The organism is Chloroflexota bacterium (assembly GCA_038040195.1).
Classification (GTDB): domain Bacteria; phylum Chloroflexota; class Limnocylindria; order QHBO01; family QHBO01; genus DASTEQ01.
On the sequence record JBBPIR010000001.1, the window covers coordinates 427,418 to 454,278 of the forward strand.

At 70.1% G+C, this 26,861-nt stretch carries 28 protein-coding genes and 1 riboswitch; of the genes, 4 read left to right on the plus strand and 24 right to left on the minus strand.

Annotated features, from left to right (window positions below):
* Positions 1-8: 8 nt before the first annotated feature.
* A complete protein-coding gene (locus AABM41_02170; GenBank protein ID MEK6191112.1) occupies positions 9-698 on the minus strand; it encodes a heme exporter protein CcmB in 690 nt (229 codons plus the stop codon).
* Positions 695-1,477 carry a heme ABC exporter ATP-binding protein CcmA gene (gene ccmA / locus AABM41_02175; GenBank protein MEK6191113.1) on the minus strand — a complete coding sequence of 261 codons (783 nt, stop codon included), beginning with the start codon at positions 1,475-1,477 and terminating at the stop codon, positions 695-697. The genes AABM41_02170 and ccmA overlap by 4 nt, the downstream gene beginning before the upstream one ends.
* 128 nt (positions 1,478-1,605) lie before the next feature.
* Here ccmA and AABM41_02180 point away from each other — a divergent pair, with 128 nt between their 5' ends.
* The 3 genes from AABM41_02180 to AABM41_02190 all read left to right on the plus strand — a co-directional run bounded on the left by AABM41_02180 (position 1,606) and on the right by AABM41_02190 (position 3,029).
* Positions 1,606-2,070, plus strand: coding sequence for a plastocyanin/azurin family copper-binding protein (locus tag AABM41_02180; protein MEK6191114.1), 465 nt, complete (start codon positions 1,606-1,608; stop codon positions 2,068-2,070).
* Between the two features lie 64 nt (positions 2,071-2,134).
* Complete coding sequence (locus AABM41_02185) at positions 2,135-2,509, plus strand: helix-turn-helix domain-containing protein (GenBank protein MEK6191115.1); 375 nt, start codon at positions 2,135-2,137, stop codon at positions 2,507-2,509.
* A gap of 10 nt (positions 2,510-2,519) precedes the next feature.
* Positions 2,520-3,029, plus strand: a complete 510-nt coding sequence (locus tag AABM41_02190; protein ID MEK6191116.1) for a GAF domain-containing protein — start codon at positions 2,520-2,522, stop codon at positions 3,027-3,029.
* Positions 3,030-3,045: 16 nt separating this feature from the next.
* Here AABM41_02190 and AABM41_02195 read toward each other — a convergent pair whose 3' ends face one another.
* The 3 genes from AABM41_02195 to AABM41_02205 are packed head-to-tail and all read right to left on the minus strand — an operon-like array spanning position 3,046 to position 6,813.
* Positions 3,046-3,252, minus strand: a complete 207-nt coding sequence (locus AABM41_02195) for a hypothetical protein (protein ID MEK6191117.1) — start codon at positions 3,250-3,252, stop codon at positions 3,046-3,048.
* Complete coding sequence (locus AABM41_02200; GenBank protein ID MEK6191118.1) at positions 3,245-5,614, minus strand: transketolase; 2,370 nt, start codon at positions 5,612-5,614, stop codon at positions 3,245-3,247. Before AABM41_02200 ends, AABM41_02195 begins: the two co-directional genes overlap by 8 nt.
* Entirely contained in the window at positions 5,611-6,813 is a 1,203-nt protein-coding gene (locus AABM41_02205; GenBank protein ID MEK6191119.1) for a pyridoxal phosphate-dependent aminotransferase, read from the minus strand. The genes AABM41_02200 and AABM41_02205 overlap by 4 nt, the downstream gene beginning before the upstream one ends.
* A gap of 115 nt (positions 6,814-6,928) precedes the next feature.
* Here AABM41_02205 and erpA point away from each other — a divergent pair, with 115 nt between their 5' ends.
* Positions 6,929-7,333: an iron-sulfur cluster insertion protein ErpA gene (erpA, locus tag AABM41_02210; protein MEK6191120.1), complete on the plus strand. Its 405-nt coding sequence runs from the start codon at positions 6,929-6,931 to the stop codon at positions 7,331-7,333.
* Positions 7,334-7,389: 56 nt separating this feature from the next.
* Here the strand turns inward: erpA and AABM41_02215 are convergent, their stop codons facing one another.
* The 19 genes from AABM41_02215 to AABM41_02305 all read right to left on the minus strand — a co-directional run bounded on the left by AABM41_02215 (position 7,390) and on the right by AABM41_02305 (position 26,763).
* Positions 7,390-8,235: an adenylate/guanylate cyclase domain-containing protein gene (locus tag AABM41_02215; GenBank protein MEK6191121.1), complete on the minus strand. Its 846-nt coding sequence runs from the start codon at positions 8,233-8,235 to the stop codon at positions 7,390-7,392.
* 27 nt (positions 8,236-8,262) lie between these two features.
* On the minus strand, positions 8,263-9,723 hold the full coding sequence (locus AABM41_02220; GenBank protein MEK6191122.1) for a class II fructose-bisphosphate aldolase: 1,461 nt from the start codon (positions 9,721-9,723) through the stop codon (positions 8,263-8,265).
* Between the two features lie 10 nt (positions 9,724-9,733).
* The gene (locus tag AABM41_02225; GenBank protein MEK6191123.1) at positions 9,734-10,036 is read right to left on the minus strand and encodes a hypothetical protein; all 303 of its coding nucleotides are present in this window, start codon (positions 10,034-10,036) and stop codon (positions 9,734-9,736) included.
* 58 nt (positions 10,037-10,094) lie between these two features.
* Positions 10,095-10,682 (minus strand): hypothetical protein, encoded by a 588-nt coding sequence (locus AABM41_02230; GenBank protein MEK6191124.1) that lies wholly within the window; start codon positions 10,680-10,682, stop codon positions 10,095-10,097.
* Positions 10,679-11,743, minus strand: coding sequence for a c-type cytochrome (locus AABM41_02235; GenBank protein ID MEK6191125.1), 1,065 nt, complete (start codon positions 11,741-11,743; stop codon positions 10,679-10,681). The genes AABM41_02230 and AABM41_02235 overlap by 4 nt, the downstream gene beginning before the upstream one ends.
* A 10-nt stretch (positions 11,744-11,753) precedes the next feature.
* Positions 11,754-12,374, minus strand: a complete 621-nt coding sequence (locus AABM41_02240) for a Rieske 2Fe-2S domain-containing protein (GenBank protein MEK6191126.1) — start codon at positions 12,372-12,374, stop codon at positions 11,754-11,756.
* 10 nt (positions 12,375-12,384) lie between these two features.
* On the minus strand, positions 12,385-13,005 hold the full coding sequence (locus tag AABM41_02245; GenBank protein MEK6191127.1) for a menaquinol-cytochrome c reductase cytochrome b subunit: 621 nt from the start codon (positions 13,003-13,005) through the stop codon (positions 12,385-12,387).
* Positions 13,006-13,019: 14 nt separating this feature from the next.
* Positions 13,020-13,763: a cytochrome b N-terminal domain-containing protein gene (locus tag AABM41_02250; protein MEK6191128.1), complete on the minus strand. Its 744-nt coding sequence runs from the start codon at positions 13,761-13,763 to the stop codon at positions 13,020-13,022.
* Positions 13,760-15,733, minus strand: a complete 1,974-nt coding sequence (locus tag AABM41_02255) for an FAD-dependent oxidoreductase (GenBank protein ID MEK6191129.1) — start codon at positions 15,731-15,733, stop codon at positions 13,760-13,762. Before AABM41_02255 ends, AABM41_02250 begins: the two co-directional genes overlap by 4 nt.
* Positions 15,734-15,886: 153 nt before the next feature.
* A complete protein-coding gene (locus AABM41_02260; protein ID MEK6191130.1) occupies positions 15,887-17,878 on the minus strand; it encodes a penicillin-binding transpeptidase domain-containing protein in 1,992 nt (663 codons plus the stop codon).
* A 35-nt stretch (positions 17,879-17,913) separates the two neighbouring features.
* Complete coding sequence (locus AABM41_02265) at positions 17,914-20,391, minus strand: AAA family ATPase (protein MEK6191131.1); 2,478 nt, start codon at positions 20,389-20,391, stop codon at positions 17,914-17,916.
* A 3-nt stretch (positions 20,392-20,394) separates the two neighbouring features.
* A complete protein-coding gene (locus AABM41_02270) occupies positions 20,395-21,489 on the minus strand; it encodes a metallophosphoesterase (GenBank protein ID MEK6191132.1) in 1,095 nt (364 codons plus the stop codon).
* 52 nt (positions 21,490-21,541) lie between these two features.
* Positions 21,542-21,691, minus strand: coding sequence for a hypothetical protein (locus tag AABM41_02275; protein ID MEK6191133.1), 150 nt, complete (start codon positions 21,689-21,691; stop codon positions 21,542-21,544).
* Positions 21,692-21,788: 97 nt separating this feature from the next.
* Entirely contained in the window at positions 21,789-22,253 is a 465-nt protein-coding gene (gene bcp, locus AABM41_02280) for a thioredoxin-dependent thiol peroxidase (protein MEK6191134.1), read from the minus strand.
* A 12-nt stretch (positions 22,254-22,265) separates the two neighbouring features.
* Entirely contained in the window at positions 22,266-23,252 is a 987-nt protein-coding gene (locus AABM41_02285; GenBank protein MEK6191135.1) for an alpha/beta hydrolase, read from the minus strand.
* Between the two features lie 30 nt (positions 23,253-23,282).
* On the minus strand, positions 23,283-24,068 hold the full coding sequence (locus AABM41_02290; protein ID MEK6191136.1) for an energy-coupling factor transporter transmembrane component T: 786 nt from the start codon (positions 24,066-24,068) through the stop codon (positions 23,283-23,285).
* Between the two features lie 3 nt (positions 24,069-24,071).
* A complete protein-coding gene (locus AABM41_02295) occupies positions 24,072-25,511 on the minus strand; it encodes an ABC transporter ATP-binding protein (protein ID MEK6191137.1) in 1,440 nt (479 codons plus the stop codon).
* A gap of 29 nt (positions 25,512-25,540) precedes the next feature.
* Positions 25,541-26,110: an ECF transporter S component gene (locus tag AABM41_02300; GenBank protein MEK6191138.1), complete on the minus strand. Its 570-nt coding sequence runs from the start codon at positions 26,108-26,110 to the stop codon at positions 25,541-25,543.
* Positions 26,107-26,763, minus strand: coding sequence for a thiamine diphosphokinase (locus AABM41_02305; GenBank protein ID MEK6191139.1), 657 nt, complete (start codon positions 26,761-26,763; stop codon positions 26,107-26,109). Before AABM41_02305 ends, AABM41_02300 begins: the two co-directional genes overlap by 4 nt.
* A riboswitch (TPP riboswitch) is annotated at positions 26,755-26,859 on the minus strand. Its footprint overlaps the gene before it by 9 nt.
* Positions 26,860-26,861: the final 2 nt, after the last annotated feature.

Sequence of the window (26,861 nt, forward strand, 5' to 3'; positions counted from 1 at the left end):
CGGTCGCCTTACTCCTCGAGCGCCAGGCCGTACGTCAGGCCGCCCGCCAGGAGCATGGCCAGGTCGTAACCGATCAGGAGCTGCAACCAGGCGCTCAGCTCCCCAAGGGGGTCCCCGGCCAGCAGGCTGGCGGTGGCGCTGACCGCGGCCAACAGGAGCGGGGCGACGACCGGAAGGAGGAGGAGCGGCAGCAGCACCTCGCGGGCGCGCAGGCGGACCGTCAGCCCCGCATACAGGGTCCCGATGGCCGCGAACCCCAGCGCTCCGAGGCCGATGACCAGCACCAGCCCGGGAAGTGACGAAGCCACGTCGAGCGCATACAGGATGACCGTCAGCGGCAGCACCAGGGCGCCCAGGGCCAGCATGGCCGCCAGGCCGCCCAGCGCCTTGCCCAGGTAGACGGCAGCCCGGGGGACCGGGTACAAGGCCAGCAGCTCGAACGCGCCATCCTCCATCTCCAGCTGATGCAGCCGGCCCACGGCCAGCACCCCGCTCAGGATCACGGCCAGCCATAGGAGCCCCGGACCGGCGGCCGCCAGGCGGGCGTGGTCGGGGCCGAGCGCAAAGCCGAAGATGAGCAAGGTCAAGGCGGCCAAGAACAGGGTGGAGGTCACCGCCTGGCGACCGCGGAGCTCGGCGCGCAGATCCTTGGCGGCTATCGCCCGCGCGACGGCCAGGTGACGAGCTACCGCGCTCACGGACGAGATCCCTCCGGCAGCGCCCCGCTCCATGGCTGCAGAGCGCCACCCGTCATGACTTCGCCACTGGCGCCCTCGCCCCCGACCTCCACCAGCAGCCCATCCACCAGGCGCAGCCAGCCGTCCACGCGAGCGGCCAGGCGCTCGTCCGCGTGGGTTGCGACCAGGACGGTGGCACCTGCCGCCCGCCACTCGTCCAGGAGCTCGTCCACCAGGGCCATCCCCGGGGCATCGAGGGCCGCGTACGGCTCATCCAGCAGGACGAGGCGCGGGTGGCCCAGCAAAAGACGCCCCAGCGCCAGTCGACGGCGCATGCCGGCCGAGAAGGCTGTGACGCGGGTGTCGCGGTCGCGTGTCAGGCCCACTCGCTCGAGCGCGGCGCCCACCCGGCCCGCGCGGTCGGGCCCGGGGAGCCCCATCAGCTGGGCGGCGAATCGGAGGTTCTCGGCTGCGGTGAGATCGTCATACAAGCCCGTGGCATGGGGCAGGAACGCCACCCGGGGGCGGATCTCCTCGGGCCGTTGGGCAACGTCGATGCCGTCCACGGCGGCCATCCCGAACGAGGGCCGGAGTGCGGTGGCCAGGATGCGCAGCAGGGTCGTCTTGCCGGCGCCGTTGGGTCCCAGGACGGTGACGGCGCGGCCGGCCTCCACCCGCAGCGTGACGCCGGCCAGGGCCGGACTGCGGCGAAAGAGACGGGCCAGGTCATGCGTTTCTACCGCCGGTGTGGTCTCGTCAGGGACCCCCGTCGGGCGAACGTGAATCGTGGTCGGCGGCATGCTCGTCCAGTGGGCGGAGGGGCGGGTCTCGGCAGTGTGCGGCCTGCCCCCCAGTGCGTCAAATTCCTCGTTCCATGCCAGAATTGGTTCCCAAACCAATACAAACCACAGCAGGAGACCGGCACCTCATGTTCAGTTCACGCTCCGTTCCGGGGTCCCGACATCTGCCCGGGGCGACCTGGGTCGCCATCGCCGTGCTCGCCTTGGCCGCATGCAGCCCGTCAGCCAGTGCCTCGAGCACGGCCGAGAGCGCCGCTGCGAGCGCCGAGCCCCCGGCCGAGAGCGCCGCGGCCAGTACTGCTGCAAGCCCGTCCGAGCCGGCCGTTGGCGGAGATACCACCGTCACCATCTCCGGTAACTCGTTCGGCGGCGACTTCACGATTTCCGCCGGCTCGACCGTGACGTTCGTCAACAACGACAGTGTCGGCCATACCGTGACGAACGGGGAGAACGGCGTGGCGGCAGCAGACGCCCTCTTCGACGAGCCGCTGGCGGACGGCGGGACGTTCGAATTCACGTTCGACACGCCCGGGGTCTACCAGGTGACCTGCAAGATCCACTCGACCATGAACCTCACCATCACGGTCCAGTAACCCGGCTACGGGCCGTCCGGCGAGTTTGATTCTGCCGGGGGGCGGTGCTACCGTTCGGCGCCTCATGGACGCTGGCCTGCACGCGCCGCTCCCCGCGCCTCACGGTCGCGCGGAACGCCGCGCCCTGGCAAGCCGCGGGGAGTCCGCCGCCACCGCCGCTCTGACCGTGCTCGGTCAGAAGTGGGTCCTGCGCATCATTCACGCCCTCGGCGAACGGACCCAGCGCTTCTGTGAGCTGCAGGACGCGCTGGGCGGCGCCAACTCGGCCACCCTGTCGCAGCGGCTCAAGCTCCTCGAAGACGAAGGCCTCATCTCGCGCCGCGTGGTGTCCTCTGTCCCGCCCTGGGTGGAGTACTCCCTGACCCCCAAAGGCCGCGATCTGCATGAGGCCCTGGCCCCCATCGACCGCTGGGCGGACCGATGGGCCACCCTCGCCTGAGCCGAGCGGCATGAGCCATCCGGTCGCCGAGACGGCGCCCGGCGAGCATATCGACGCCCTGGCATTGGTCCGGGACACGATCGCCGCAGCGGACGGGCCCGCCGAAGCAGGCCAACGGGCGGTCGAGATCCTGTACGAGCGCTTCCCCAGCTACGACTGGGTCGGCATCTACTGGGTCGACTCGTCGGGGGCGGAGCTGGTCCTTGGTCCGTGGACCGGCCCCGAGGCGACCGAGCACACCCGCATCCCGATCGGAACCGGAATCTGCGGTGCGGCGGCGGCCTCGGGCCAGACCGAGATCATCGACGACGTCAACCTCGATCCGCGCTACCTGGCCTGCTTCACGACCACCCGATCGGAGATCGTGGTGCCCATCCACCACGAGGGAAAGGTCGTGGGCGAAATCGACATCGACAGCTCCGATCCGGCAGCCTTCGGCCCGCCGGATGCACGCTTCCTGGAGGAGGTGGCGGCCCTGTTGGCGGCGCTGCGCCCGCGCCAGGACGAGCAGCCCGCCTGACCGATGCTGGCCGGGCTCAGAGCCCGCCCAGGGCCATGAGGTAGGCGACCAGGTACGGCAGGGCCAGGACGACCACGACGATCCCCAGCGCCAGGCCGACCCAGGCAAAGACTTTCAGACTGGGCGGCGACGGGTGCTCGGGCGGTGGCGTGAGCCGGCGCGGCAGGCGCGGCGGCCGCCGCGGCGGCTGGTGCTCGTAGACGTGTGGCTTCAGCTCAGGCATCGCCATCCAGGCCGGCGGTCAGCTTCTGGAGTCGAGCATGACGCTGCGGGCGCTCGTTCGCATAGCGAGTGATGCCGTCGATGATGTGCCCGGGCCCCAGGTGCGCCTCGTCGATGACCTCCTCGACCGTGCCGCCGGTCCGCCAGCGGTTGTCCCAGTCGGAGGACAGGGAATACGTCTCCCCGATCGGCCCCGTCACCCAATCGTGCAGGAGCTTGTAGGCGCGGTTGGTGATGGCCATGCCGTCGAGACGATCGGCCTCGGAGCAGATCTGATCGCGGTACGCCGCATCCTGGAGACGGAACAGTTGGGGGCTGATGCAGGCCACGATCCGCACGTTGAGGTTGAGCCGGTCGATCTCGGGCAGGACCTTGATCACGTTGGCCGTGGTGGCAGTGCCCTGGACGTAGACCGTGCCGGCGCGCGGGCGGTCTGGGTCCGCATCCCGGACGAGGTACGCGCCGCGAGCCGCTTCGAAGTGCGAGGCCATGCCCAGCGCGGCGCGGTCGGGGATCTCGACCGCGGGGCGGGTCAGGTGGAGTGCCACGATGGGGACCGGCTGGGCCAGCGCCGCAGCCAGCACCACCGGCACTTCGTTGTGCTCCCACGGGTGGAGGTCGATGACATGCCCCTCGGGGAACAGCTGCGTGACCCCCGTTTCGAAGATGCCGAAGTGGGTCCGCGAGTCCTCGGCGGTCTCGGGGCCCGAGTGGCCGGCCACCCAGATCACCTTGCCCACCTTGAGCTGGCAGTCCTGGGCGAGCTGTGAAAAGAGCCGCATGGGCCCGTACTTGAGGTACGAGAACGACCCGTACGTGGAGCATGCGCCCCAAAAGCCATTGAAGGCCGTCATCGGGTCATCAGCCAAGTTGACGGAGGCCAGCCCGACCGTCACCCCGGCGTTCGTGAACTCGGTGATCTGCTGGGGCAGCAGCGCGCCGCGGAGGTTGGAATCCCGTTGGTACCAGCCCCAGCCAGGGAGATCCTCCCAGCCCTTGGCGAAGCCGGCGATGTTCGTCGACTCCGCGAGGTCCGCCGAGCAGGCGATGAACAGCGGGCGGTCGTACTCGGCCTTGGCGATCGAGTTGACCCAGGCTCCCCAGGATCCGAGGGCGGCCCGGTTGGCAACCTTCTCGCCGGGCGCTTTCCACATCGCGGCGGGATAGGCGGCGACGTCGGTGAAGCGTGGATCGTCGAAGATCTCAGCTCCGCGCCCACCCAGGTTGAAGCCGGGGAGCTGATCCGGCACCAGATCCGCCACCTCCACCAACCGATCGCTGACGGCGTCCACGACCTCGGTGTGGCGGCGCAGGACCGAGATCGCCAGCTCCAGGTTGTGGCGCGCCTGCGCGGTTCGCTCGTCCACATCGGCGGGCGCGGGCTCGTCGACGCCGGCGTAGGTCACCCCGTGGCGCTCCATGAACTCGTGGCGCACGGCCCAGAACTCGGGGGCGTTCATGGGCCAGGGCGTGCCATGGCTCTTGTTGTCGTACTTTCCGTAGCCGCGGCCCTTCCGGGTACGGATCCAGGCCACCGACGGCACGCGGTCCGGGTTGTCGCCGCGGGCCGCCTCCAGCACGACCCGCGTCACCGGCCCCCATTCCGACCCGTCCATGGTCCCGGCCACTCGCCAGTGGTAGGCCTCGAACCAGCTCTGGGGGGTGCCGGGCACAACGGACGAGATGGCCGGATCGTCGATCCCGTAGTCGTTCCAGTCGACCAGGTACACCAGGTTGTTCAGGCCGAGCCCCCATGCCGAGTTGCGCGTCTCGTGGCTCGCGCCGGGGGTCAATCCACCCTCACCCTCGACCACGAAGACCTTGACCTCCTCGCAGCCTGCAAGCTTGAGCGCCACCGCCTCGCCGGCCGACGGCGGTGACCCATGGCCCGACGGACCGGTGTTCCACTTCAGGAATAGGGTCTTCCCCTCCATCTCGGCGTGCCCGGGCAGGCCGCCCCGACGGCGCAGCAGGAGCAGGTCCTCCCAGGTCAGCGCCCAGCGCCCGTCATCGGGGAACGCGAACTCCGGTCGCGGGTCACGCTCGTGGCGGGCGCGGAGGGTCTCGTTGAGCACGGCCAGGGTGGCGTAGATGAGCGGCACCGTGTGCCCCGCCGCCAGCACGAACCGGTCCGCGAACGGTAGCCAGGGGCGGCGGAGGTCCCAGCGCATGGCGCCGGACAGCATCAGCGCCACCAGCAGGTGGACCTTGGAGCGTGAGCCGCCGGGGTGGCCGCTCTGGCGATAGTTCAACGACAGGTCGATGCACTCGTCGATGACCTCGCGCAGCAGCTCCCAATTCGGGAACTGGCTCTCGGACTCGGCCAGCAGGCGATCCGTGCCGGCCGGCTGGACGGCGGTCATCCGGCGCTGGACGTGACGAGGTCGCCGGTCCGCTCCAGGCGCCCCAGGGAGTCGCCGATGCGGTCCACGGCTTCGAGGATGTTGTCCCGGCTATTGGCGTAGCTGAAGCGGAGAAATCCCTCCCCATGACGGCCGAAGGCCGTCCCCGCCAGCCCGCAGACGCCCGCGTCATACAACAGGTGGGTCGCGATATCGGTGCTCGAGCGACCGAACGAGCCGAGGTTGGGAAAGACGTAGAACGCGCCGTGCGGCATGACGCAGCTGACGCCGGGGACGGCGTTCAGTCCGTCAACCATCAGGGTCCGCCGGGCGATGAATTCTTCGCGCATGGCGTCGGCGGCGTCCTGGGGTCCGGTCAGGGCCGCGATCGCCCCGGCCTGGGCGAAGGCGTTGGTGCAGCTGACCGAGTTGATCACCAGCCGGCTGAAGGTCGGCGCCAGCCAGGCGGGCACGATCCCGTATCCGAGCCGCCAGCCGGTCATGGCGAACGTCTTGGAGAACCCGTCCAGGGTGATCGTTCGCTCCGCCATGCCGGGCAGGGTGGCGATCGACAGCGGCTCGCCCTCGTACTGGAGCCGGCCGTAGATCTCATCGGCCAGGACCACCAGGTCGTGCCGATTGGCGATGTCGGCCACCGCCCGCACGTCATCGGAGGTCATCACCGAGCCGGTCGGGTTGTGCGGGCTGTTGATAACCAATAGACGGGTCCGCGGGGTGACCAGGCTGGCCACCTCCTCGACGTCCATCCGGAACTCGCGTTCCTCGCGCAGGGGCGCCGCCACCGCCACTCCGCCCACGTACTCGGCCATGCTCTCGTAAATCGGGAAGCCGGGGTTGGGGTAGATGACCTCGTCGCCTTCGTCGACCACGGCCAGCATGGCGTAGAACATGATCGGCTTGGCGCCGGGGGTCACGATCACCTGGTCGGGCGTGGCCTCGATCCCCTTCCAGCGCCTGACGTCGTCCGCAATCGCCTCCCGGAGCGGGGCGATGCCCTCGGCTGCGGTGTAATGGGTCATCCCCTCGTCCAGCAGGCCGCGCACAGCCGCGGCCTTGATGTGGCGCGGGGTATCGAAGTCCGGCTCACCGATCTCGAGATGAATCACGCTCCGCCCGGTTGCCTCCAGCGCTCGCGCGCGGGCGGCGGCCTCGAACGCGGTCTCGGTCCCGATGCGGGACATCCGCTCAGCCAGCTTCACGCACCCAAGTGTACCGATGGGCCGGCCCGACCGAATGGGCCATTGCGGGGCGGCTGGCGCCGCTTGCTATACTTTGCGAAGCGATTCCAATCTGCGCCGGGAGAACCCATCACCCATGACGCTCTCCGAGACGACCCCTCAGGTCACCTCCACCACCGAACTGCTCGTCAGCCTTACCGATGCGGCTGCCGCCAAGGTCACCGAGCTCAGGGCCCGCGAGGGCAAAGCGGAGGCCGCGCTGCGCCTGTTCGTGAAGAGCGGCGGCTGTTCAGGGTTCAGCTATGGGCTGGCCTTTGACGACTCCCGGGCCGATGACGACCGGGTGGAGCTCCACGGCGGAGTCCCGATCGTGATCGATGCCTACAGCGCCCAGTACGTGGACGGCGCCGAGATCGACTACGTCGACTCGCTGATGGGATCCGGCTTCGCCATCAACAACCCGAACGCGGTGAGCAGCTGCTCCTGCGGCTCGTCGTTCAACACCGATGGCTCGCCGGCCAAGGCCGGGGGCTGCCACTAGGCGCTTCCGTTTTCGACTACCCCCCACGACCCCGGTCCCGCCACCGGGGTCGTCCTCTATCCGCTGACCAGCGCCCAGATCTGTCGGGCGCCCGTGACGCCCTTCAGCTCATGCAGCCCGCGGCCTTCGAACCGCAGCTCGGAATCCGCCACCAGCTCGTAGGTCGTGCCCGATACGAGCACCTCCCCGGCAGCCGCCAAGGCGGTCACCCGGCTAAGCACATGTACCGCCACGCCCCGGACGTTGTCGGGGATCAGCTCGATCTCCCCGGTGTGCACACCGATGCGCAGACCAAAGCCGAGGTCTGCCGCAGCGTCGCGGATCGCGGCAGCACACCGGATGGCCCGTTCGGCACCGTCGAACATGGCGATGATCCCATCCCCCGTCGTCGTGGCCAGCTTGCCCCGGAACTTGTCGATCTGGCGCCGGCTCTCGGCGTTCAGGCTGGCCAGCATGGTGGCCCAGGACGCGGGGCCCACCCGCTCGGCGGTCGCGGTGGAGTCCACGATGTCGGTGCACACCAGCGTGGCCAGGGTGCGCTCGCTCCGAGCGGCTGCCGGCAGGGCGAAGGTGCGCATGCCCGCGAAGTCGTACTGGATCACCGGCTCGTCGCCCACCACCCAGGCGTCGTGGCCGGGCAGGACCTCATACAGCATCCCTGGCCCGACCTCCATCTCCAACCCGTCGGGAGTGATGTAGTGGAGCTTCCCTTCCATCACCAGGCCCAGGTGGTGGTACTCGCACCATTCGGTCTGGGCAATCGGCTTGACGTCCTTCGACCACTGCCAGCCGGGTTCTAACGTCATTAGGCCGACCACGAAGTCGCCCAGGTTCCAGATATCGGTCCGCCCGTTGGGGAGCATCCGCGTCTCGTCGGGCAGGTCGAGGGATTTGCGTTGCATGTGGGCCACCCGGGTTCTCCTTTCGGGTTACTCGCCGGAGCCGTCGTCTTCGAATGCGCTGGCGCCGGCCTCGATCGACCGGCGGGGACGGCCCCCCAATGCGACCGGGATCGGCCTGGGCAATCCCGGTGGACGGACATGCCGGTCCACCAGCTGGCGGGTGCCATCGACGCCGAGGCGCTCGAACAGGAGGCCCAGCCGGGCGCGGAGGTTCTCCCCGATCGTGGCCTCGGCCTCCGGTCCGATCGACCACAGCGCGGCCTTGAAGGGGCCCAGCGCCTTTTTGCGGGTCTTGTACAAGAACTGCTCATCGGTCTCGCCGGGGCGGCGTTCATCGGCGCAGTTGGCGAGGCACCAGGCCATCATCTCGGCCTTCAGGTCAGCGGGCAGCCCGCCTCCGTCGTACAGGATGTTCTGGAAGCCGGTGGCGAGGTGGATCTCGGCGCACCCCGCGGCCGGGAAATGCCCGAACGCTTCCTCGGGAAGGGTGCTGGCGCCGTGCTGGACGCAGCCGGCCAGCCCGAACTCCTCGCGAGCCACGGTCGAGAGGCGTCCCAGCGTGTCGAAGTCGAGCGCCACCGGGGCGATGCTGCCGTCCGGAAGCGCCATCCCACCGTGCGAGGTCCCGGTCTGGATGCTCACCTTCGAGATACCCGTGTGCCGATCCGCCTCGTCACCCAGGGCGGCGCGGTACTCGGCCAGGTAGGCGCGCAGCTCGGCCTCGTTCGAGTTCACCTTCCCCACCTCGCCGATCTCACCGCCGATGGAGATCGTCACCCCGGGCGGCTGGATTGAGCGCACCAGGCGAGTGAGGTCGGCCGTGCGCTCGGCGTTCACGCGCTGCTGCTCGGGGATGGTGGCAAGGTCGAGGTCGACCAGCGTGCTGGCGTCGATGTCGACATTCAGGAACCCCGCGCCCACCGCCTCGCGGGTGAGGTCGCGGAGGCCGGTCAGCTCGATGTCGGGGTCCACCCGCCAGCGGGTGGCGTTGAACTGGAAGTGGTCGCCCTGCAGGAAGATCGGGCCTACCCACCCCTCGCGCAGGCCGGCGGCCAGGATGACCGCGGTGTACTCGTCGGGGCGCTGGTCGCTATACGCCATCTCGCTCTTGGCGATCTCGAACACGAGCGCCCCCACCTCGCGTAGGCGAGCGACCGCGAACACAGAGCGGGCCGTCAGGTATGCGGCGGCTCGGACGTTGATGGCGGGGACGGTGAAGGCCGTGGGCGCGATCTCGCCGCGACCACGCGCGGCGTATAGCTCCTGGATGGAGGCCGATCCACAGCCAAGCGCCTGGCTGGCGGCCCAGATCACCCAGCGCTGGGCGTCGCGGAAGGCCGGGTCGGCGTGGAAGACCGCGTGGCGGACCAGCCGGTCGGTGAGCGGACCCCGAAACGCAGCCGGATCGGTGACCACCAGTCCGTCGGATCCGATGATCGCGGCCGGCGCCAGTTCCGCCCGCAGCTCATCGAGGGAGGCCGCGGTCATGGCCTGCATGCTAGCCCAGCCATCCCAGGCCGGCCAGGATGTTGAAGGCCAGCAGGGCCGCGATGGGCACGCCGATGACCGCCACCAGGACGTACCAGTCGCGGCCGCCGGTGGGGTCCGGATTGGGGCGCCGCGCCAGCCGACTGGACCACGCCACCACCGCGCTCAGCAGTGCCACGTACAGGACGGCGGCCAGGGGCGCCACGGCCAGCGCCACGCGCTGGATCCCGCCACAGTCGAGGGCCAACAGGCCCCCGGGCGGACAGGGCGTCGCGGCTTCGCGTAGGACGAGGAGCCCCACCCCGGCCAGCACCGCGGCTGACCAGCCGACGTGGACGACGAGCAGCCGATTCAGGCGCGATGGGCCGGTGTCAGCCGGCCGCGCGAACGGAAGCCTCGGCCGCGGCCTTCGCCTCGCGGCGGCTGATGCGCCGGAACTCGTAGTACAGGTAGGCGAGGCCGGTTGCGCCTCCGCCGGCGGTGATCGCGCCCAGGCCGAGCGCGATGAGGGGGAACTGAGGCCCGGTGGTGGTGATGAAGGCGCCGCCGGCGACGTTGAACACCAGGTACGGGATCAAGAGCAGTACCACCGCCACGTAGTTGGCGAGCACGAACAGTCGCACCAAGGTCCAGCCCGGGCCGTGCCGTCCGCGGGACGCCTGCGTCATGGCGGCCAGGATGACGACCAGCACGACGTTGGTCCAAGCCACACCGTTGGCGACGATGTAACCCACGTTCGCCGAGAACTGGAGGAATGGGATGAACTGGGTGACGGCGTAGAAGACCGAGTTCGGGACGTAGGTGAACAGCCAGTACACGAACAGGAACATCGGCACACCCTTCATGGTGGCGATGAGCCATGTCTCGGACCCGAACAGGAGCCAGTTCGTGAAGTCATCGGCCTCGCCCAGCAGGCGAGCAAACAGGCCGCGACGCCTGGGCAGCGCGTAAGTCGTCATTGGGTCTGGTCCAGCAGGAACGTGATCAGGGCCTGCAGCTGGTCTGCAGTGAGGTCACTCTCCGGGAACGGCGGCATCCCGGTATCAGCGTCGTCGTTGTAATTGGCCGCCGAATCGCGGATCCATTTCTCCAGGAACGTCCGCATGTCGGCGTCGTAGTCGGCCTGCATCTGACCAAGGCCGGACACCGGGACTGGGAGGTCGGTCACCAGCTGGCTGCCGATGGTCTGGAGGTTTGGCCCGATTCCTCCCTCGAGATTGCGCCCGTGGCAGCCGAAGCACCCGGCATCCTCGAACACCTGCGCGCCGGCCTCGGCCGTATCCGGGACCTCCTCAGGCGGGTTGGCGAGCGTCTCCTCCGCCCATTCGCCGATCATCGCCGTCAGGGCTTCGATCTGCTGGCGAGTCAGCGACCCGCCGTACTCTTGGCCCCAGGCCGGCATGAGGCTGTTGATGTCCCCCGATCGCACGATCCCGCCCAGGGTGATGACCCACTGCACATAGTTGTTCAGGCCCTGCCGGCCGCCGGTCTGAAGCCATTTGTTGGCCAGGCTCAGGGAGTGCAGGTTCGGCCCGATCCCACCCGTGCCGTCGACACCATGGCAGCGCGCGCAGTTGGCGCCATATGGCGTGAGATGCGGGGGGCCCGCGGTGACGAGCAGGGTGCTTTCCACGCCCTGGGCGGCGACGGTGGTCTCCCCATCCTCGTCGAACTTGACCGGCGATGTCCTGGTGTCCTCGATGACAACCTCGAACGGCCGCGTCCCCGTCCCGCTCACGGTGAGCTCGGCGCCGGTCAGGTTCTTGAAGCTGATGGTTGTGTTCACGAATACCGAGATTTCCGTGAGGGCAACCTCAGCCTGGGAGAACCCGGCATCGATGACATCCACTTCGATGGTGTACGTGTCGTCGGGTAGGAAGACCAGCAGCCCGAAGTCCGGCAGCTCCTCGGTGTCGACGACCTCGAACTCCCCGCGCCGCGGGGCGTCGGTTATCCAGTAGAAGGTGGTGAATGCCGCGAAACCGACCATCAGCGCCACGCCGAGCGCCTTCATCCGCATCGGCGCACACCTACCCGGCGCAATGCGGGATGTCCTCGTTCCTGCGGTTGTCGAACGTCTCGGTGCCGATGGGCGGACCGTCGATCCTCACCGAGGTGTCCACGATGTACACGCCCTCCTCGATTCGGTGGGCGAACCGGTCCATGCCGCGGGGCGCGGGTCCCGCGCGCTTCTCGCCCAGGACCGTGTACTTCGATCCGTGGCACAGGCACTCGAACCACATGCTGCGGTCGCACAGCTGGGGGACGTTGCAGCCCAGGTGCGGGCACTTGCGGTACAGGGCCACGATCTCGTCTCCAGGGTCGTCGAACTCCTCCCCGGTGCCGTCGACGCGGGCCTTTGCAGCGGGGACGTTGACGACGAACAGCCGAGCCTTGTTGTAGATGAAAGGCAGGCCGCGCACCCACTCCGGCTGCTGCCCCGCGATGTCCGCCGCCGTTCCCAGGGCGAGGTTCGGGTCTCCGAGGCCACCCTTGATGTTGGGCCACAGGAACAGGATTGTGCCGCCCAGGAACTGGAGGGTAAGCAGGCCGACGCCGACCCCTACCGCCCGGCGCAAGAACCCTCGGCGGCTGATCTCGCGGACCGGCGGACCGGGCTGCTCCCCCCAGCCCGACGGTTGGGTGGTCACGGCGCGGGCCTCATAGGGTGAAGAAGATCCCCTCCCACGGCCAGACCCAGTTCCAGCCCGGGCCGCGGAAGAACGAGCCGATGAGCGTGACCCCGATGCCGAAGAACATGATGCACAGGAAGAAGATCCAGGCCACCTTGCGATCCCGAGCCGCCCGATACGGCGAGCGGTCCACGTAGGCGATCAGAGCCAGACCGATGAAATAGACGGGCGGGATGAACAGCCCGGAAATCGTGACGTTGAAATAGGACAGGAGCTCCTGGAGGCCGAGGAAGTACCACGGCGCCTTGGCCACGTGGGGCGTGACGTTCACGTTGGCCTGCTCTTCCAGCGGGGCCATGACAAAGAACGACATGACCAGCAGCAGGGCGGTGATGAGGCACGCCATCAGGAACTCGGCCCGCAGCAGGTGGGGCCAGGTCAGAACCGTCTCGTCAGGGCGCTTGTCGACCCGGACCATCGACTCCTGGCGGACGTAGGCCAGCAGCCGGAAACGCTCAGTGCCCGGGGCACCGGGCGGCCCCGGGAGTTTGGGACCGGTCCCCGGAACCGCGGGCGGGGTCGTCGGCACCGGCGCCTGGGTGGGCGCGTTCTTATCGGCCGTCGCGTTGGGACGCTTCTCGATGGTCATCGGTCAATCCAGCCTCATACCGGTCCGCTGATGCCGCCGTCTTTCCGAATCCGCCAGAAGTGGATCATCAGGAAGATGGCGGTGATGAGCGGGAACGCGATGACGTGATAGACGTAGAACCGGATCAGGGTTTCCGAACCGATGTCGATCCCGGCGAAGATGATGAAGGCAGACTCGGTCGGGACCGCCGGAGCGTAGGCCGCCATCGAGCTGCCGACATTCACGGCCCAGAAGGCAATCTGGTCCCACGGCAGGAGGTACCCGGTGAAGCTGAGCCACAGCGTGCAGAACAGGAGGAACGTCCCGACCGCCCAGTTCCATTCGCGGGGCGGCTTGTAGGCCCCGTGGTAGAAGACCCGCATCATGTGCAGGAACACGGTGAGCACCATCAGGTGCGCACCCCAGCGGTGCATGTTCCGCACCAGGGAGCCGAAGGCCACGCTGTTCTCGATGGCGATGATGTCCTGGTAGGCGCGGTCGACGGAGGGTATGTAGAAGAACATCAGGTACAGACCGGTCACAGTCAGGACCAGGAACAGGAAGAAGCTGACCCCGCCGAGGCAGAACGTGTACGTGTAGCGCACGGCGTGGCGCTTGACCCGCACCGGGTGCAGGTGCAGGAACACGTTGTTCATGACCGCCAGGGCGCGCGTCCGGCTGGTGGTGGGGTACGGCTGACGGATCAGGGAGCGCCAGAAGTTGGACTCCTTGATCAGCCGGATGGGCAGCCAGTCCTGACCGGGCGGCTTGCGGGTCACCGTTCGACCACCATTCCCGCCTGCTGGCCAACCTGCCCCAGCACGTTGTCCTTGTAGCTCTCTAGCAACACTTTGCCATCAGGGGTGAACCGCTCGAGCTCGAGGCGGTCCATCGTGATGCAGTTGGTCGGGCACCGCTCCACACACAGGTTGCATCGGATGCAGCGCTCCTCGTCGATGACCATTGCGATGCCCCGCGGCCACGACTGGAAGAGGTCGACCTCGGGGTCGTCACCGCCCACCGTCGCCTTGTCGACCATGTAGATGACGCCTTCGGGACAGACGTCGGCGCAGAGCCCACACAGGATACAGCGGGGTCCATCGATGCTGATGTTGTGGTTGCACTGGAGGCAGCGGGCCCCTTCGGCGACCGCGCCCCGCGTGTCGTAGCCGATCTCGACCAGCCCGCTAAAGTCGCGGCGCATCTCGGGCGGGGCCATGGGGATGTGCTGGCGCGGGATGGCCTCATAGAAGCGCGGCATGTCGTGGTCCAGGGCCTGGGTGATCGTGGCCCGGTTGATGATGGGCAGCTCGGCCAGCTCCGCGTCCCGGACGCCTGACAGCCAGCGGTCGACGGCACGGGCGCAGGTGCGACCCAGGCCGGCGGCCTCGATGATGGTGGCTGGTCCGGTCACGTAGTCCCCCACCGCGAAGACCCCGTCCACGTTGGAGGCGAACGTGTTGCGGTCGGTCACGATCTTGCCGCGCATCAGCTCGAATGAGAGCGCGTTGAGCTTACGACCGTCGGGCCCGACCGGGGTGGTGCCGTTGAGCGGCTCGCGGCCCCACGACGAAATCGAGCCGCCTTTCACCACCTCGCGGGTATCGGTCACCCCGATGTGGCGGTTAAGGGGAGAGCCGTACTCGCCCAGGACGTTGTTGTCGGGTGACTGGCTCGTGCACGGGATGACCATGTCGCACGGGATCACGAACTCGCTGCCGGGGATCGGCTCCGCGGTGCGGCGGCCCGAGGCGTCCGGCTCGCCCAGGCGGGTGCGCTGGAAGACCGCGCCCTTCACCCGGCCCTGCTCATCGGCCAGGATCTCCACCGGGGCTCCGAAGTACTCGAAGCGGACCCCCTCGAAGCGCGTCTCGTGCTGCTCTTCCTCGTCGACGACCATCTCCTCGGGACCGCGGCGGTAGACCACCGTGCTGGTCTTGGCCCCGATCCGAAGGGCGGTCCGCGACGAGTCCATGGCCGTGTAGCCGCCACCGATGACCACGACGTGCTGGCCGACCCATTGCTCCTGGCCCAGGTTGGCGCGCTTCAGGAAGTCGACGCCGTAGATGACCCCGTCCAGCTCCTCGCCAGGGACGTTCATGGCGACCGGGTACATGCAGCCGGTGGCCACCACCACCGCGTCGTGCCGGGCGCGCAGCTCGTCCATGGTGACGTCCCGGCCGACCTCCACGTTGTAGTGGAACTCGGCGCCGTGCTTGGCCACCCAGTTGACGTCCAGCTCGATGACGTCGCGCGGCAGACGGAAGGCCGGCACGCCGATCAGGCAGGTGCCGCCGCCGGACGGCAACGCGTCGTAGATATCGACCTTGTGCCCCCAACCGGCGAGCTCCTTGGCCGCGCTGAGCCCGGCCGGTCCGGCCCCGATGACCGCAACGCTCTTGCCGGTCGACGGCGCGACCTGGATGTCGTCGGGCATGTTGTTGGCGTAATGCCAGTCGACGAGGAACCGCTTCATCGCCCGGATGGCGAGTGGCTTGTCGATGTCGCCACGCCGGCAGGCCTTCTCGCATGGCGCCGAGCACACGTAGCCGCATATGGCGGCCACCGGGTTCGGGTCGCGGGCCAGGATGTAGCCCTCTTCGAACCGGCCCTCAGCGGCCAACATCAGGTAGCCGCGGCAGTTCGTGTTGACCGGGCAGCCTTCCTGGCACTCGATGTTGCACTGGAGCCAGTCGACGCCGACTTCGGCGGTCTGGAAGCGCAGGGGCACCGCGTCCTGAGAGGTCACGGGCGTTCGGAGCTCATCCAGCGTCCCCTTTGGCTCCCCCTGCACTGAGCGGCGGAATCCGGCGTCGGACCGGTCCCCGGAAGCGGAAACCGGCGATTCGATGCTACCCGTCGCCCACTCGTGGTGTCAAAGACGGGACACCGTGCTGAGGGTCTAGGGGAAGAAATGGGCGGCCATGACGCGGCGGACGAGAGGGGCGGCGTCCGAGCCCCCGGTTCCCAGGTGCACGCGGGCCAGGAGCGTGGCCACCACGATCTCCGGGTCGTCGGACGGGGCGAAGGCCGGAAACAGGGCATGGGGATCGGGACCGCCGGTTTCCGCCGTCCCGCTCTTGCCGGCGACGGGGATGCCAAACCCGGCAAAGGCCGCCGTCCCGGTGCCGTAGGAGTAGGTCGTCACGGCCTCCAGCGCCGTTACCAGGTATTCCAACTGGTCGGGGGTCATGGCGATCCGGCGTCGAACCTCGGGCCGGGTCACGAGCAGCGACTCCCCGTTGGGACCGGTCGCGTGCGCCACGAGACGCGGCATCCACAACGTCCCCCGGTTCGCGAACGCGGCGTAGGCCAGCGCCATTTGAAGCTGCGTACCGAGGAAGGATCCCTGGCCGATAGCCATCTGGACCTGATCGAAGGGTCCGAACGGTATGTACCCCCCGGAGGAGCGTGGATGTTCCTCGAACCACAGGGCATCGGGCAGTACGCCGGCTGTTTCGGAGACCCAGCCGATGCCGGTGGGTTGCCCGAACCCGAAGTCGGCGATGAGATCGGTCAGGGCGTCGACGTCGCGCTCGTAGACCAGCATGGACAACGGCATGTAGGTCGTGTTGCAGCTGAAGGCCATGGCCTCCACCAGCGAGACCGTGCCGGGCAGCAGGTGATAGAGGTAGTTTTGGAAGGTGAAGCCCTGCAGGTCCCAGGTCGGCTGACACGGCATCCGGGTTGCCGGCGTGGCCACCCCGATCTGGAGCGCCGCCGCCAGGGTGAACGGCTTGAACGACGAGCCGGTGGGATATGCAGACTCGGTGGCGTGGTTGAGCAGCTGGCTGGCGCTGGGCGCGCCCAGCGGCACCCCGCCCAGGGTGGTGCCCAGGGTCATCGCGTTGGGGTTAAACGCGGGAGCCGAGACCAGGGCCCAGATGTCGCCGCTATGGGGATCGACCACCACGGTGGCAGCTTCGGGATAGGGGGCCAGTGCCGCCTCGGCGGTGCGTTGGAGTTCGGGTCGAAGAGTCAGGACCACGTCCGCGCCCGGGATTGCGGCCCGCTCCACGACCCGCTGGGCCGCTCCACCGTATGGCGCGGCCAGGACGCTGAATCCGGCACGCCCCCGCAGGATCGACTCCGCGCTGGCCTCCACCCCCAAACGGCCCGCCAACTGGCCGGCCGCGTAGCCGTCGGCTGGCGGCCATGCGGCCGCCTCGGCATCGGTGAGCGGGGTCACGTAGCCCACCGTCTGGCCGGCCAGCGTCTCCTGGGGGTACACGCGGATGCCATCCGCGCGGGTCTCGGCCAGGACCGTTCCGTCGGCGGCCAGGATCCGACCACGGGCGGGGAGGGGGCCGCGGTCCAAGCTGAACGTGCCGCCGGTCGCGCCCAGCTCGGGGAATAGGAATGCCGGCGTCCAGCGCACCTCCCAGCCACGAGCCCCCCGGGTGAGCTCGACCACCCGATCCAGGACGATGTCTCCGAACACGGTGGATTGGAAAGTGAGACGCACGGGAACCGCCTGGCCCGGAACGGGTCCGAGCACCACCGCCTGGGGATCGATGGCCGGAGCGGGCGAGCTGCCCGGAACGGGCGGCCGGGCGAACCGCGACCGCGCGACCGGCGGCGGAGGCACCGGCAGATCCGGTGGCCGAGCTTCAGGCGGTTGGGCCGCGGCGCGAGGTGAGCCAACAGCCAAGTGCATCTCGGTCAGGCCGATGACCTCCGCGAAGCGAGCATGGAGATCGGCGAACCCGACCCGCGTATAGCGTTCGCGATCGGCGGCCGCCATGACATCGTGCATGTGGTCGTAGTCCCGAATCCGCCACAGGGTGAGGAAAAGCTCCACTGCTGCGCGCGGCTGGACACCGGCGTCCAGTGCCATCCCGCCACCGGCGGTGGTGACGGGAGGCAGGGCGGCGCCCAGGAGAACCGCCAGCACCAGGCCGGCGGTCGCCGCGCGCGGAGGCGCCGACCTCAAGAAGCTGCGGCGGGACGGCCCGCGAGCGGGATCACGATGTCCCGGGCCGGGTCCAGGTGGCGGCTGCCCCACTCCCCGATCCGCGGATCGTGGGTGAACAGGATGACCTGTCGCTCCCCGCTGAGCTCGTGGAGGACCCCGAGGAGCGCCTCACGTCGGGTGTCGTCTGCCTGGGCGGTCACCTCGTCCAGGATGAGGGGCGCCGTCTCGCCCGTCGTGACCAGGTGCTGGGCCATGGCCACCCGGAGCAGCAGGTAGATCTGCTCCCGGGTCCCCTCCGACAGGCGCCACGCATCGCGCCATTGGCGGGTCGCCGCTTCTCTGACCCGGACGCGCAGGTCGCGAGGATCGACGCTGACGTCGAGGTAGGCGCCGCCGGTGATGCGGGGCAGCCAGCGTCGAACCGTGTCGGCCAGCACCGGCGCGAGGTCGCGATGGACCTGTTCCTCGGCGTTGCGCAGCAGGGCCAGCGTTCGGTCCAGGACCTCCGCCATGGTCACGACTCGTTGGAGCTCGACGCCGGCGGCCTCGACCGCCTCCTCGGCCTCCGCCACGCTCGGCAGACTGGCGTCCAGCTGGCGCGCCTCGCCCTCGAGTGTCGCCGCCGCCCGTTCGGCGGTGAGCAGCTCGGCTTGGCCGGCGGCGAGCGCTTTCTCGGCCGCAGCCGTGGCGAGGCCGGCGTCGGCACCGACGGGCACCGCGACCGATGTGGACAGACCGGCCGCCGCCATTCGTCGCGCGGCATCGGCGGCCTCCGACTCCAGCTGCCCGATGCTGCGGCCGTCAAGCAGGTCGCTGAGCTCCTGCCACTCCGCGATTGCCTGCTGGCCGGTCTGCAGATCGGCGAGGCGACGGCGCTGCCACGCCTCGAGGTCGCTCACGACGCGTTCGGGGTCATTCCCGTTGAGTGGTTGTCCAATGCGCTGGGCGGCCGCTCGGACCTCGGACTCGGCGCGGGCAATGGCGGCGGCCGCCTCAGCCGCCGTGCCCTCCAGCTGGCGACGGGATTCGAGCTGCCGGCGCAGAGGCTCGGCCTGGGCGGCGGTGGCCGCCTCCTCCGCTCGCTGTGCGCAGGCGGCCAAGTAGGCGGCAACGGCCGCGCGCAGGTCGCCCTCACCGGGCGCGCCACGGGCAGTCAGCGCCTCGCGGACCGACCGCCCAGACCGCCCAACGCGGGCCGCGACGTCCTCCTGCCGACGCCCCCAATCCGCAGCTGCGCCGGCCCCGCCCGTCCGCTGGCGGATCGTGATCCAGGCCGTGAATCCGAGCCCGAGGGCAATCAGGATGAGCCCAACCAGCGGTGCACCCAGCAATACGGCGCTCAAACCGGCCGCCGCGGCCAGTAGGCCGCCGCCCACAAGCAGCCGCTCGCCCGAGGCGCCCGGCGCAGGGTGCCCACCGGGTTGCCGGAGCTCAGCAGCGGCGCCCTCGGCCTGGTCAAGCGCGCTCACCGCGTCCATGACCGACACATGGGGCGCTATGTCGCCCTGGGGCGCGGGCGGCAGCGCGGCCAGCCGCCGCGAGATGGCTTCGGCGTCCGGCCCGTCCAGGACGGCCGTCGCCGGTCGACCCCGCCACGCCTCCAGCGCGGTGGCCACACGGGCCGTTTCGTGTTCCACGGCGGCGAGTGTTGCCGGCGGACCGCTGTTGCGGGCGGCCAGCTCCGCGGCGCGGCGAGCGCGGGCCACGAGCGCAATGGCCCTGGACTGCTCCACGGCGGCCTCGGCCTGGGCCAGCCGATCCCGAGCGGAAACGACCCGCCAGGCTGCGACCTGTGCATCGGCCGCCCGAGCCAGGTCACGCTGGTGTCGAGCCCGGGCATCGGCTACAACGCGCTCGGCATCCGCGGCTGCATGGCGCGCTTGGCGCAGGGGCCCGACCGCGACGCGGGTGTCGGCGCCTACGGCGGACTTCCGGAAATCGGTCAATCGGCCAATGGCTTCTGCCGCAGTGGAGTCCCGTCCGGCGGTGGCTGCGGCCCGCTGCATGTCGTCCTGGAGCCCATCGGCGGCATCCACGACGGCGAGGATGCGCGCCTGGTCGACCGATACGGTGGCGGCGAAGGCCTGCCGGTCAAGGCCCAGCCACCGCGATGCGTCCGGGCTGCCCTCGACGATGATCTCGGCCGACACGTCCCGCCCCAGACCGACATCCACCGCCCGGCAGTCAACCCGGCCAGCCAGGTCCTGGCTGATGTCGATCACGCGGCCGTCATCCAGATGCAGGCGGGCCTCGACCTCCCATGGGCCATCCGCCTCGTCCCACGGACGGTGCCGCTCCTCGAGCTCGAGGTCCTCCTTCGTCCGGCCCCCGCGCCCGCGCCGCCGACCGGTCAACGCCAGGCGCAGCGCGGCGTGCCAGGAGGACTTGCCCGCCTCGTTTGGGCCGACCACCACGGCCAGACCGGGGCGCAGTTCGAGGATGGCGTCGCGGAAGGGCCCGAATGCGCGCGCGGACACTCGCTCAACCCACATCGGTCACAGCACCTCGAGGTCGCGGCGCCCATCGAGGGCGCGCAGTCCGGTGACGATCACGCGCCGCCGCTGGTCGAGATCTTTCACCTCTGCCGTTGCCAGCCGCACGAACTGGCCTCGGACGGTGGCCTCCCCGCCGATGGCGTCGAGGTCGTATCCCACGCGTGCCGACCCGGGGCGAATGACCAGCCCCTCGAGGTGGGCACCGAGCGTCGTCAGGCCGGCCAGGTCGACCTCTACGCTGGGGGCCATCTCCCCGCTCAGCGTCACCCGCACGCAGCCGCCGAGGGGGGCAAGCGCCGCCTCGACCCGAGTCCGCACGTCGTCGCCGTGGGCCGCATCGTCGAGCGACACCTCGACGTCATGGACGACCGAGGTCGCCACCAATCGGCGTTCGCGCACCACCGAGCCGTCTGCGCCGACGGATGCCAGGACCGCACCCCGCTCCCCGGTCTCTCCGAAGTCGAGCGGATCGGGGTTGCCCGGGTACGTGTACCGATCCGCGTCGCGCGGGACATGGAAGTGGCCCAGGAATGCGTGGGCCAACCCGGACGCCTCCAGCTCACCCGCATCGAAGGGCGCGTGGGGCAGCTTGCCGCTCCCCTGCTGGGCCAGGAACCCGCGCTCGGATGCGTGCGCCAGGGCCAGGTGGATCCCACCCCGGTCGGGCCGGAAGGTCGCGAAGAACCCATCCGTGTTGGCCGGTGCCCGGTGCGCCGCACCCCACAAGGTGAGCCCATCGGCGAGGCCGGCCGGGGTCAATCGGTCCTCCGTGAACAGGTTGACGTTCGGCGACCAGTCCGTCACCGCGTACGGGCTGGCCTCGGACAGCCAGTCGTGGTTGCCGGGGGCGAGGTAGATGGGGATATTTGTCCCGCCGAAGCTGGCTCGCAGAAACTCGACCGTGTCAGGTGAGATCCGGTCGTGCTCGAACAGGTCCCCTCCGCTGAGGATGGCGTCGACCCGCTCCGCCTCAGCCAGCTCCAGGATCCGGGTCAGGGTCGCGCGCCGGTTCTGGCGCCGCAGGGCGGCGGTGGCGGGACGAGCCCACGCGAACGGCGCGTCGAGATGGAGGTCCGCGAACAGGAGCAGCTTCATGGTCAGCCGCGCTCGATCGTGGCCGACCGCGGTGACAGGTCGTGTGTCGTGATCACGACTCCGCGGCGCCGCGGTCGCGCCGCACCTGGACGACCAACAGGCCCGCCGCGGCCACAAGCAGCAAGTGGACGACGGGGCCGATCTGCAGCAGGAGCCCGATCAGCCAGACGGTGACGGCTACGCCGGTCCCCAGCCAGATCACGGCACGGGCGATGTGAGGGCGACCAGGCCCAGGACGGCACCGATGACGACCAGGCCGATGACGGCGACCGCCACGGTCGCCGCCACCTCGCGACTGCTCACGCGGCCAGGACCTCGACCAGCATGCTCACGTGCTCGCCGGGCTTGACCCGCGGGAAGACGTGCTCGACTCGCCCGTCGGGCCCGATGACGAAGGTCGTGCGCTCGGTCCCGAAGTACGTCCGGCCCAGGTACGACTTCTCGACCCAGGTCCCGTAGGCCTCGGCCACGCGATGTCCTTCATCGGACAGGAGGCGATGGCGCAGGCCGTACTTGTCGCGGAACTTGACGTGGCTGGCCACGCTGTCCGGCGAGACGCCGAAGATCTCGGTGTCCAGGTCGGCCACGGCATCCCACGCGTCGCGCAGTCCGCAGGCCTGCGCCGTGCAGCCGGCCGTATCGTCCTTGGGATAGAAGAACAGGACGTAGCGCCGGCCGGCCAGGCCTTCGGAAGTAACCACGCTTCCGTCGTCGGCGCGCATCGAAAAGGCGGGGGCGGTCTCGCCCGGCTGGGGGTAGCTCACGGCCGGGCCATCCTAGCGCAGGCCGATCGACAGCAAGACGGTCGGCAGGCGGCGCGGTTGGAGACGCGCGGCGAGGTCAGCTGCCAGATCCCGCCACAGGTCTGCGGAAGCCTCGTCCAGGTCGTGGCCGGCACCGGGGACGAGGAGGCGGCATGGGGCCGCGACATCGCGCAGGGCCGCCTCCAGCAGGGCGGACTCGTCGGGATCGACCCACGCATCGGCCTCGCCGTGCACGATCGTCACCGAGCGGCGCTGGAGTGTGGCCAGGGCCCGGGTCGAGACCTGCATCGCCTGCTCCCAGGCCGGCAGGCCGATGACCGCGCGCCGCCCGCCCGGCAGGCTGAGGACCATCTCGGGCTCACCCCGATCCGCCCGTTCGATGAGCTCCTCCAGGCCGCGGTCGAGGGCGACGACGAACGGATGACCCGGCTCGGCGCGGTGGCTCTGGCGACGTCGAGCGCGCTCGGCCACGGCGCGACGCAGGACATCGCGCAGGCCTCGGGCCGGTGCACCGATGAGGGTCAGGGGGCCGATCGCGGGATCGGCAGCGGCCACGCTGAACGCCAGCCATGCGCCTTCGCCGTGGCCCAGGATGCCGATCCGGGTGGGGTCAACCTCGGGGTGGCCGCGCAGGACCCCGATCGCGTCCCGGGCGTCGTCGACCAGGGTGAACAGGCCGGCCTCCGCCCAGCGACCACCCGACCGCCCGCAGCCGCGCTTGTCGTAGCGCAGCGTCGCCACCCCACGCGCCGCGAGGGCAGCCGCCGCCCGCGCCAGGATGCCAGTCTGGGTGCGGCTGGCGGGGCGGAACCACCCGGGATGGCGGCGGCGATCGAAGCGGCCCTCGCGGTCCCGCGGCAGCAGGCTGGGGAGGAGGAGCACGGCGGGCGGGCGGGCGCCCACGCCGGGGCTCCCGTCCGCTGGCGGGTCGGGCAGGGTCAGAGTGGCGCTCAGGCTGACCTGGCCGGCGGTGATGCGCAGCTCCTCATCCCGGGCCATGGCACGGGCATCATGCCACCCGGTTCCGGTTCAGCCGAAGATGAACCCCCACATCCCCAGCGCCATGCTGATGGCCACCGCGGCCACGCCCAGGGCGCCGGACGCGGCCAGGAGCAGCCAGTCGGCGCGACGCATGCGCGGCGGTCGGGCCATTGTCCGAGCCGTCCGGCCGTCGAAACCGCGCGCATCCATGGCCAGCGCCAGCCGGGTCGCGCGTCGGATGGCCGATACCAGCAGCGTTACCAGCGCACTCAGAGCCAGGCGCAGGGCGGCCACCGGGTTGCGGCCCGCATCCACCCCTCTTGCGCGCCGGGCCAGCCCGATGGTCCGCCATTCGGCGCCCAGGATCGGGATCAGACGCAGCGACGCCAGGGCGCCGATGGCCAGCCGGTCCGGGACGTGGAGCTGACCGATGAGCCCGGCAGCCAGGTCCGCCGGATCGATGGTGGCCAGGGCCAGGCTGCCGGCCAGCGCAATTGCCGCAATCCGCAGGCCCAGCGCCAGCCCAATCGTCGCGCGGTCGACGACGGCCCCGGGTGACGAGCCGACCGGCGTTCCGGCCAGCAGCGCGTTCAGGACGCCCAGGATGGCAGCCGCGACCAGCAGGGGACCGACCAAGCGGGCGAGATCAGTTGGGCGGAGCCCGGTAAGGGTCATGGCCAGTCCCACCCCGCCCAACAGGATCGCGGGGGTGACCGGGTCGCGCGAGAGGAACGCAACCAGCATCACGATCAGCGCTGCGCCCAGCTTGGCAACCGAGTTCGCCGCCGGGAGGAACGCGGTCGGACTGGCGATGGCGGGCCGGCGCAGGTGCATCGGTCAGGCGCCCGGCGGCAGGTGGAGGGTGCGATCGGCGAGCGCCTCGACGAGTGCCCGATCGTGCGTCGCGAGCACGACGCCCCGGCCGCTGTCGGCCAGGCCGGCGAGCAGCGAGAGCATCTCGTCCCAGGTCCGCCGGTCCTGGCCGTAGGTTGGCTCGTCGAGGATCAGGGCCAGCGGTGCCGTGGCCAATGCGGTGGCCACCGACAGGCGCCGCTGTTCGCCACCTGACAGCGTGAACGGGTTCGCCTCCCAGACCGCATCCAGGTGGAGACGTTCGGCGAGCTCCAACGCGCGCCGGCGGGCCTCCGCCTCCGCCAGCCCGGCCCGCAGCGGTCCGAGCGCCAGCTCATCCGCCACGCGGCCGGTCAGGAATTGGTGCTCGGGGTCCTGGAATACCGATCCGATGCGAGTCACCAGCCGACGGGCGGGCCACTGCCAGACGGCGGAGCCGGCATGCCCGGGGGCCAGGGCCTCGCTGGCGCTGACCTGCCCGGCCTGCGGCCGGTGAAGGCCGCCCAGGAGGTGTGCCAGCGTGGATTTCCCCGAACCGTTGGGGCCCACGATGGCCAGCGTTTCGGCAGACCGCACGACCAGGTCGAGACGCGCGAACAGCGGTCGGTCCCCCAGCGGCGCCTGGGCGGACAACTGCTCGGTCACGATCAACGACTCGGGCTGCGGCGCCAACAACGGTCGCGCCGGGCGTTGCCCGCGGTGGTCGGGCGTCCAGATCCCGTGTCGGGCGAAGAGCTCGTCGTGCCCGACGAACACCTCGGAAGGTGGCCCGTCCAGCAGGATGCCTCCGCCCGCCGCCAGGACCACCACCCGGGTCACGAGGGGGAGCCACTCCGCCACGCGGTGCTCGACCAGGATGAGGGTGGTGGCGCGGTGTTCCAGCACTCGGGCCAGCGCCTCACGGACCAGGCCCGCTCCCTCGGGGTCGAGGTTGGCGGTCGGTTCGTCGAGGAGGAGCAGGTCGGGCTCGAGGGCCAACGCACCGGCCAGCGCCAGGCGCTGCTGCTCACCGCCGGACAGCTGCTCGGTGGGGCGGTTGGGCCCGTAGGCCCAGCCCACCGCATCCAGCGCGGCCCGAACCCGCGGCCAGATGTCGTTGGTCGGGACCCCCCGGTTCTCGAGCCCGAAGGCGACGTCATCACCGGCTCGGCTCATGACCAGCTGGGCCTCGGGATCCTGGAGGACCAGGCCACAGCGCGGCCTGGAGGTGGCCGGAGTCTCCCCGAAGACGCGCAACCGGCCCTCGGACTCGCCCCCTCCGCGCTCGTCGAACAGGCCGGCCAGACCCGCCAGGAGGGTGGACTTGCCCGATCCCGACGGACCGAGGAGCAGGACCCGCTCCCCGGGCTGGACAACCAGGTCGAGATGCCGGACCGCCCATGTGCTCCGGCTGCCGTGCCGCCAGCCCCATGTAACAGCCTCGATGGCCGGGGCCGGCGGGGCGTGGCTCGCGTTCAGCTGGCGGGCTCCGGACCGCTTCGCCCCGACGGGAAGGCGGCCAGCACGCCGGTCGGCCGCAGCAGACGGAGCAGATACCACGATCCCAGCCCGGCGATCATCACGCCGCTGACCAGCATCCAGGCCCCATACGTGAGCTGGATGGCGAAGTCGACCCCGACGAAATAGAACGTCATGTCATGGATCCATTCACCGATGGCGGCGCCGGCGCCGGCAAGCAGCGCGACGGGCAGCGTCCAGCGCCGGTACAGCCCGAGGGCGAACACGAGCTCGGCGCCGACGCCCTGCATCAGCCCCGAGGCCAGCGCGTCGAGCCCCCACACCGACCCGAGCAGGGCGGAGACCGCCGCGGCCATGAACTCGGCCAACAGGCCGGCGCCCGGCAGCCGCACGATGAGCGCAGCCAGGACAGCCGGGATCAGCCAAACCCCGGACAGGATGTACAACGGCGGGGCGAATGTGCCAGCTCCGATCGTGCTGAAGACCAGGCCCCAGGCCCAGAAGACGACGCCGAACGCGACGCCCAGCGACGCGGTGACCACGATGTCGACGGTTCGCCACCTCATTCCGCCGGATCTCCTTCACCATCCGCCAATTCGATGACGAGCAGACGGCCGGCGCTTAGCGAGACCTCGGCCGGGAGGGCCTCCACGACATTTGCCAGCCCGCGAGACGACCCGGCTTCCAGCCGCTCGTCGACCAACGGCCAGCGCAGGCCCTGGGTCGTCACGCCATCCGCCGCCGTCCCGACGGCGAGCAGACTGACGCGGGATCCGGGAGGCCCGTGCAGCTCTGCGCGAGCTGGGCCGGTCAGCAGACGGGCCGACGTCAATCCGTGGACCAGCCGAGTCGCCCGACCAGCCGCCGCGTCGGAGCCCAGCAGGAACACATTGGCGAGCAGGTGGTCGAGGGCTCCGCCCAGGGCACCGAGCACGACGATCTCGTCCGCCCCGGCTCGGGCCGCCGCCTCCAGGCTGAGCTCGAGGTCCGAGGCGTCCTTTTCGGGGGGATGCCGCTCGACGGGGACCTGGGCCCCTTCCAACCGTTCGACCACCGCCGGATCGGCCGAATCGAGGTCACCCACCAGCCGATGCGGGGCAACGCCGACGGCATCCAGCCAATCGGCGCCTCCGTCGGCGGCGATGATCAGATCGGCATCCGTCAGCTGGCGCCGGTCAGCTGGCGCGTGCTCCCCATCCGCCACGATGACTGCCTTCACGATTCGACTCCCTACGCTGGCATGACCCAGGTCAGGTTCGAGGGTCTGCGGACCCATCCGCACTCTCAGCGCCGAGGCGCTCCCCTGTCGTGGTCCTG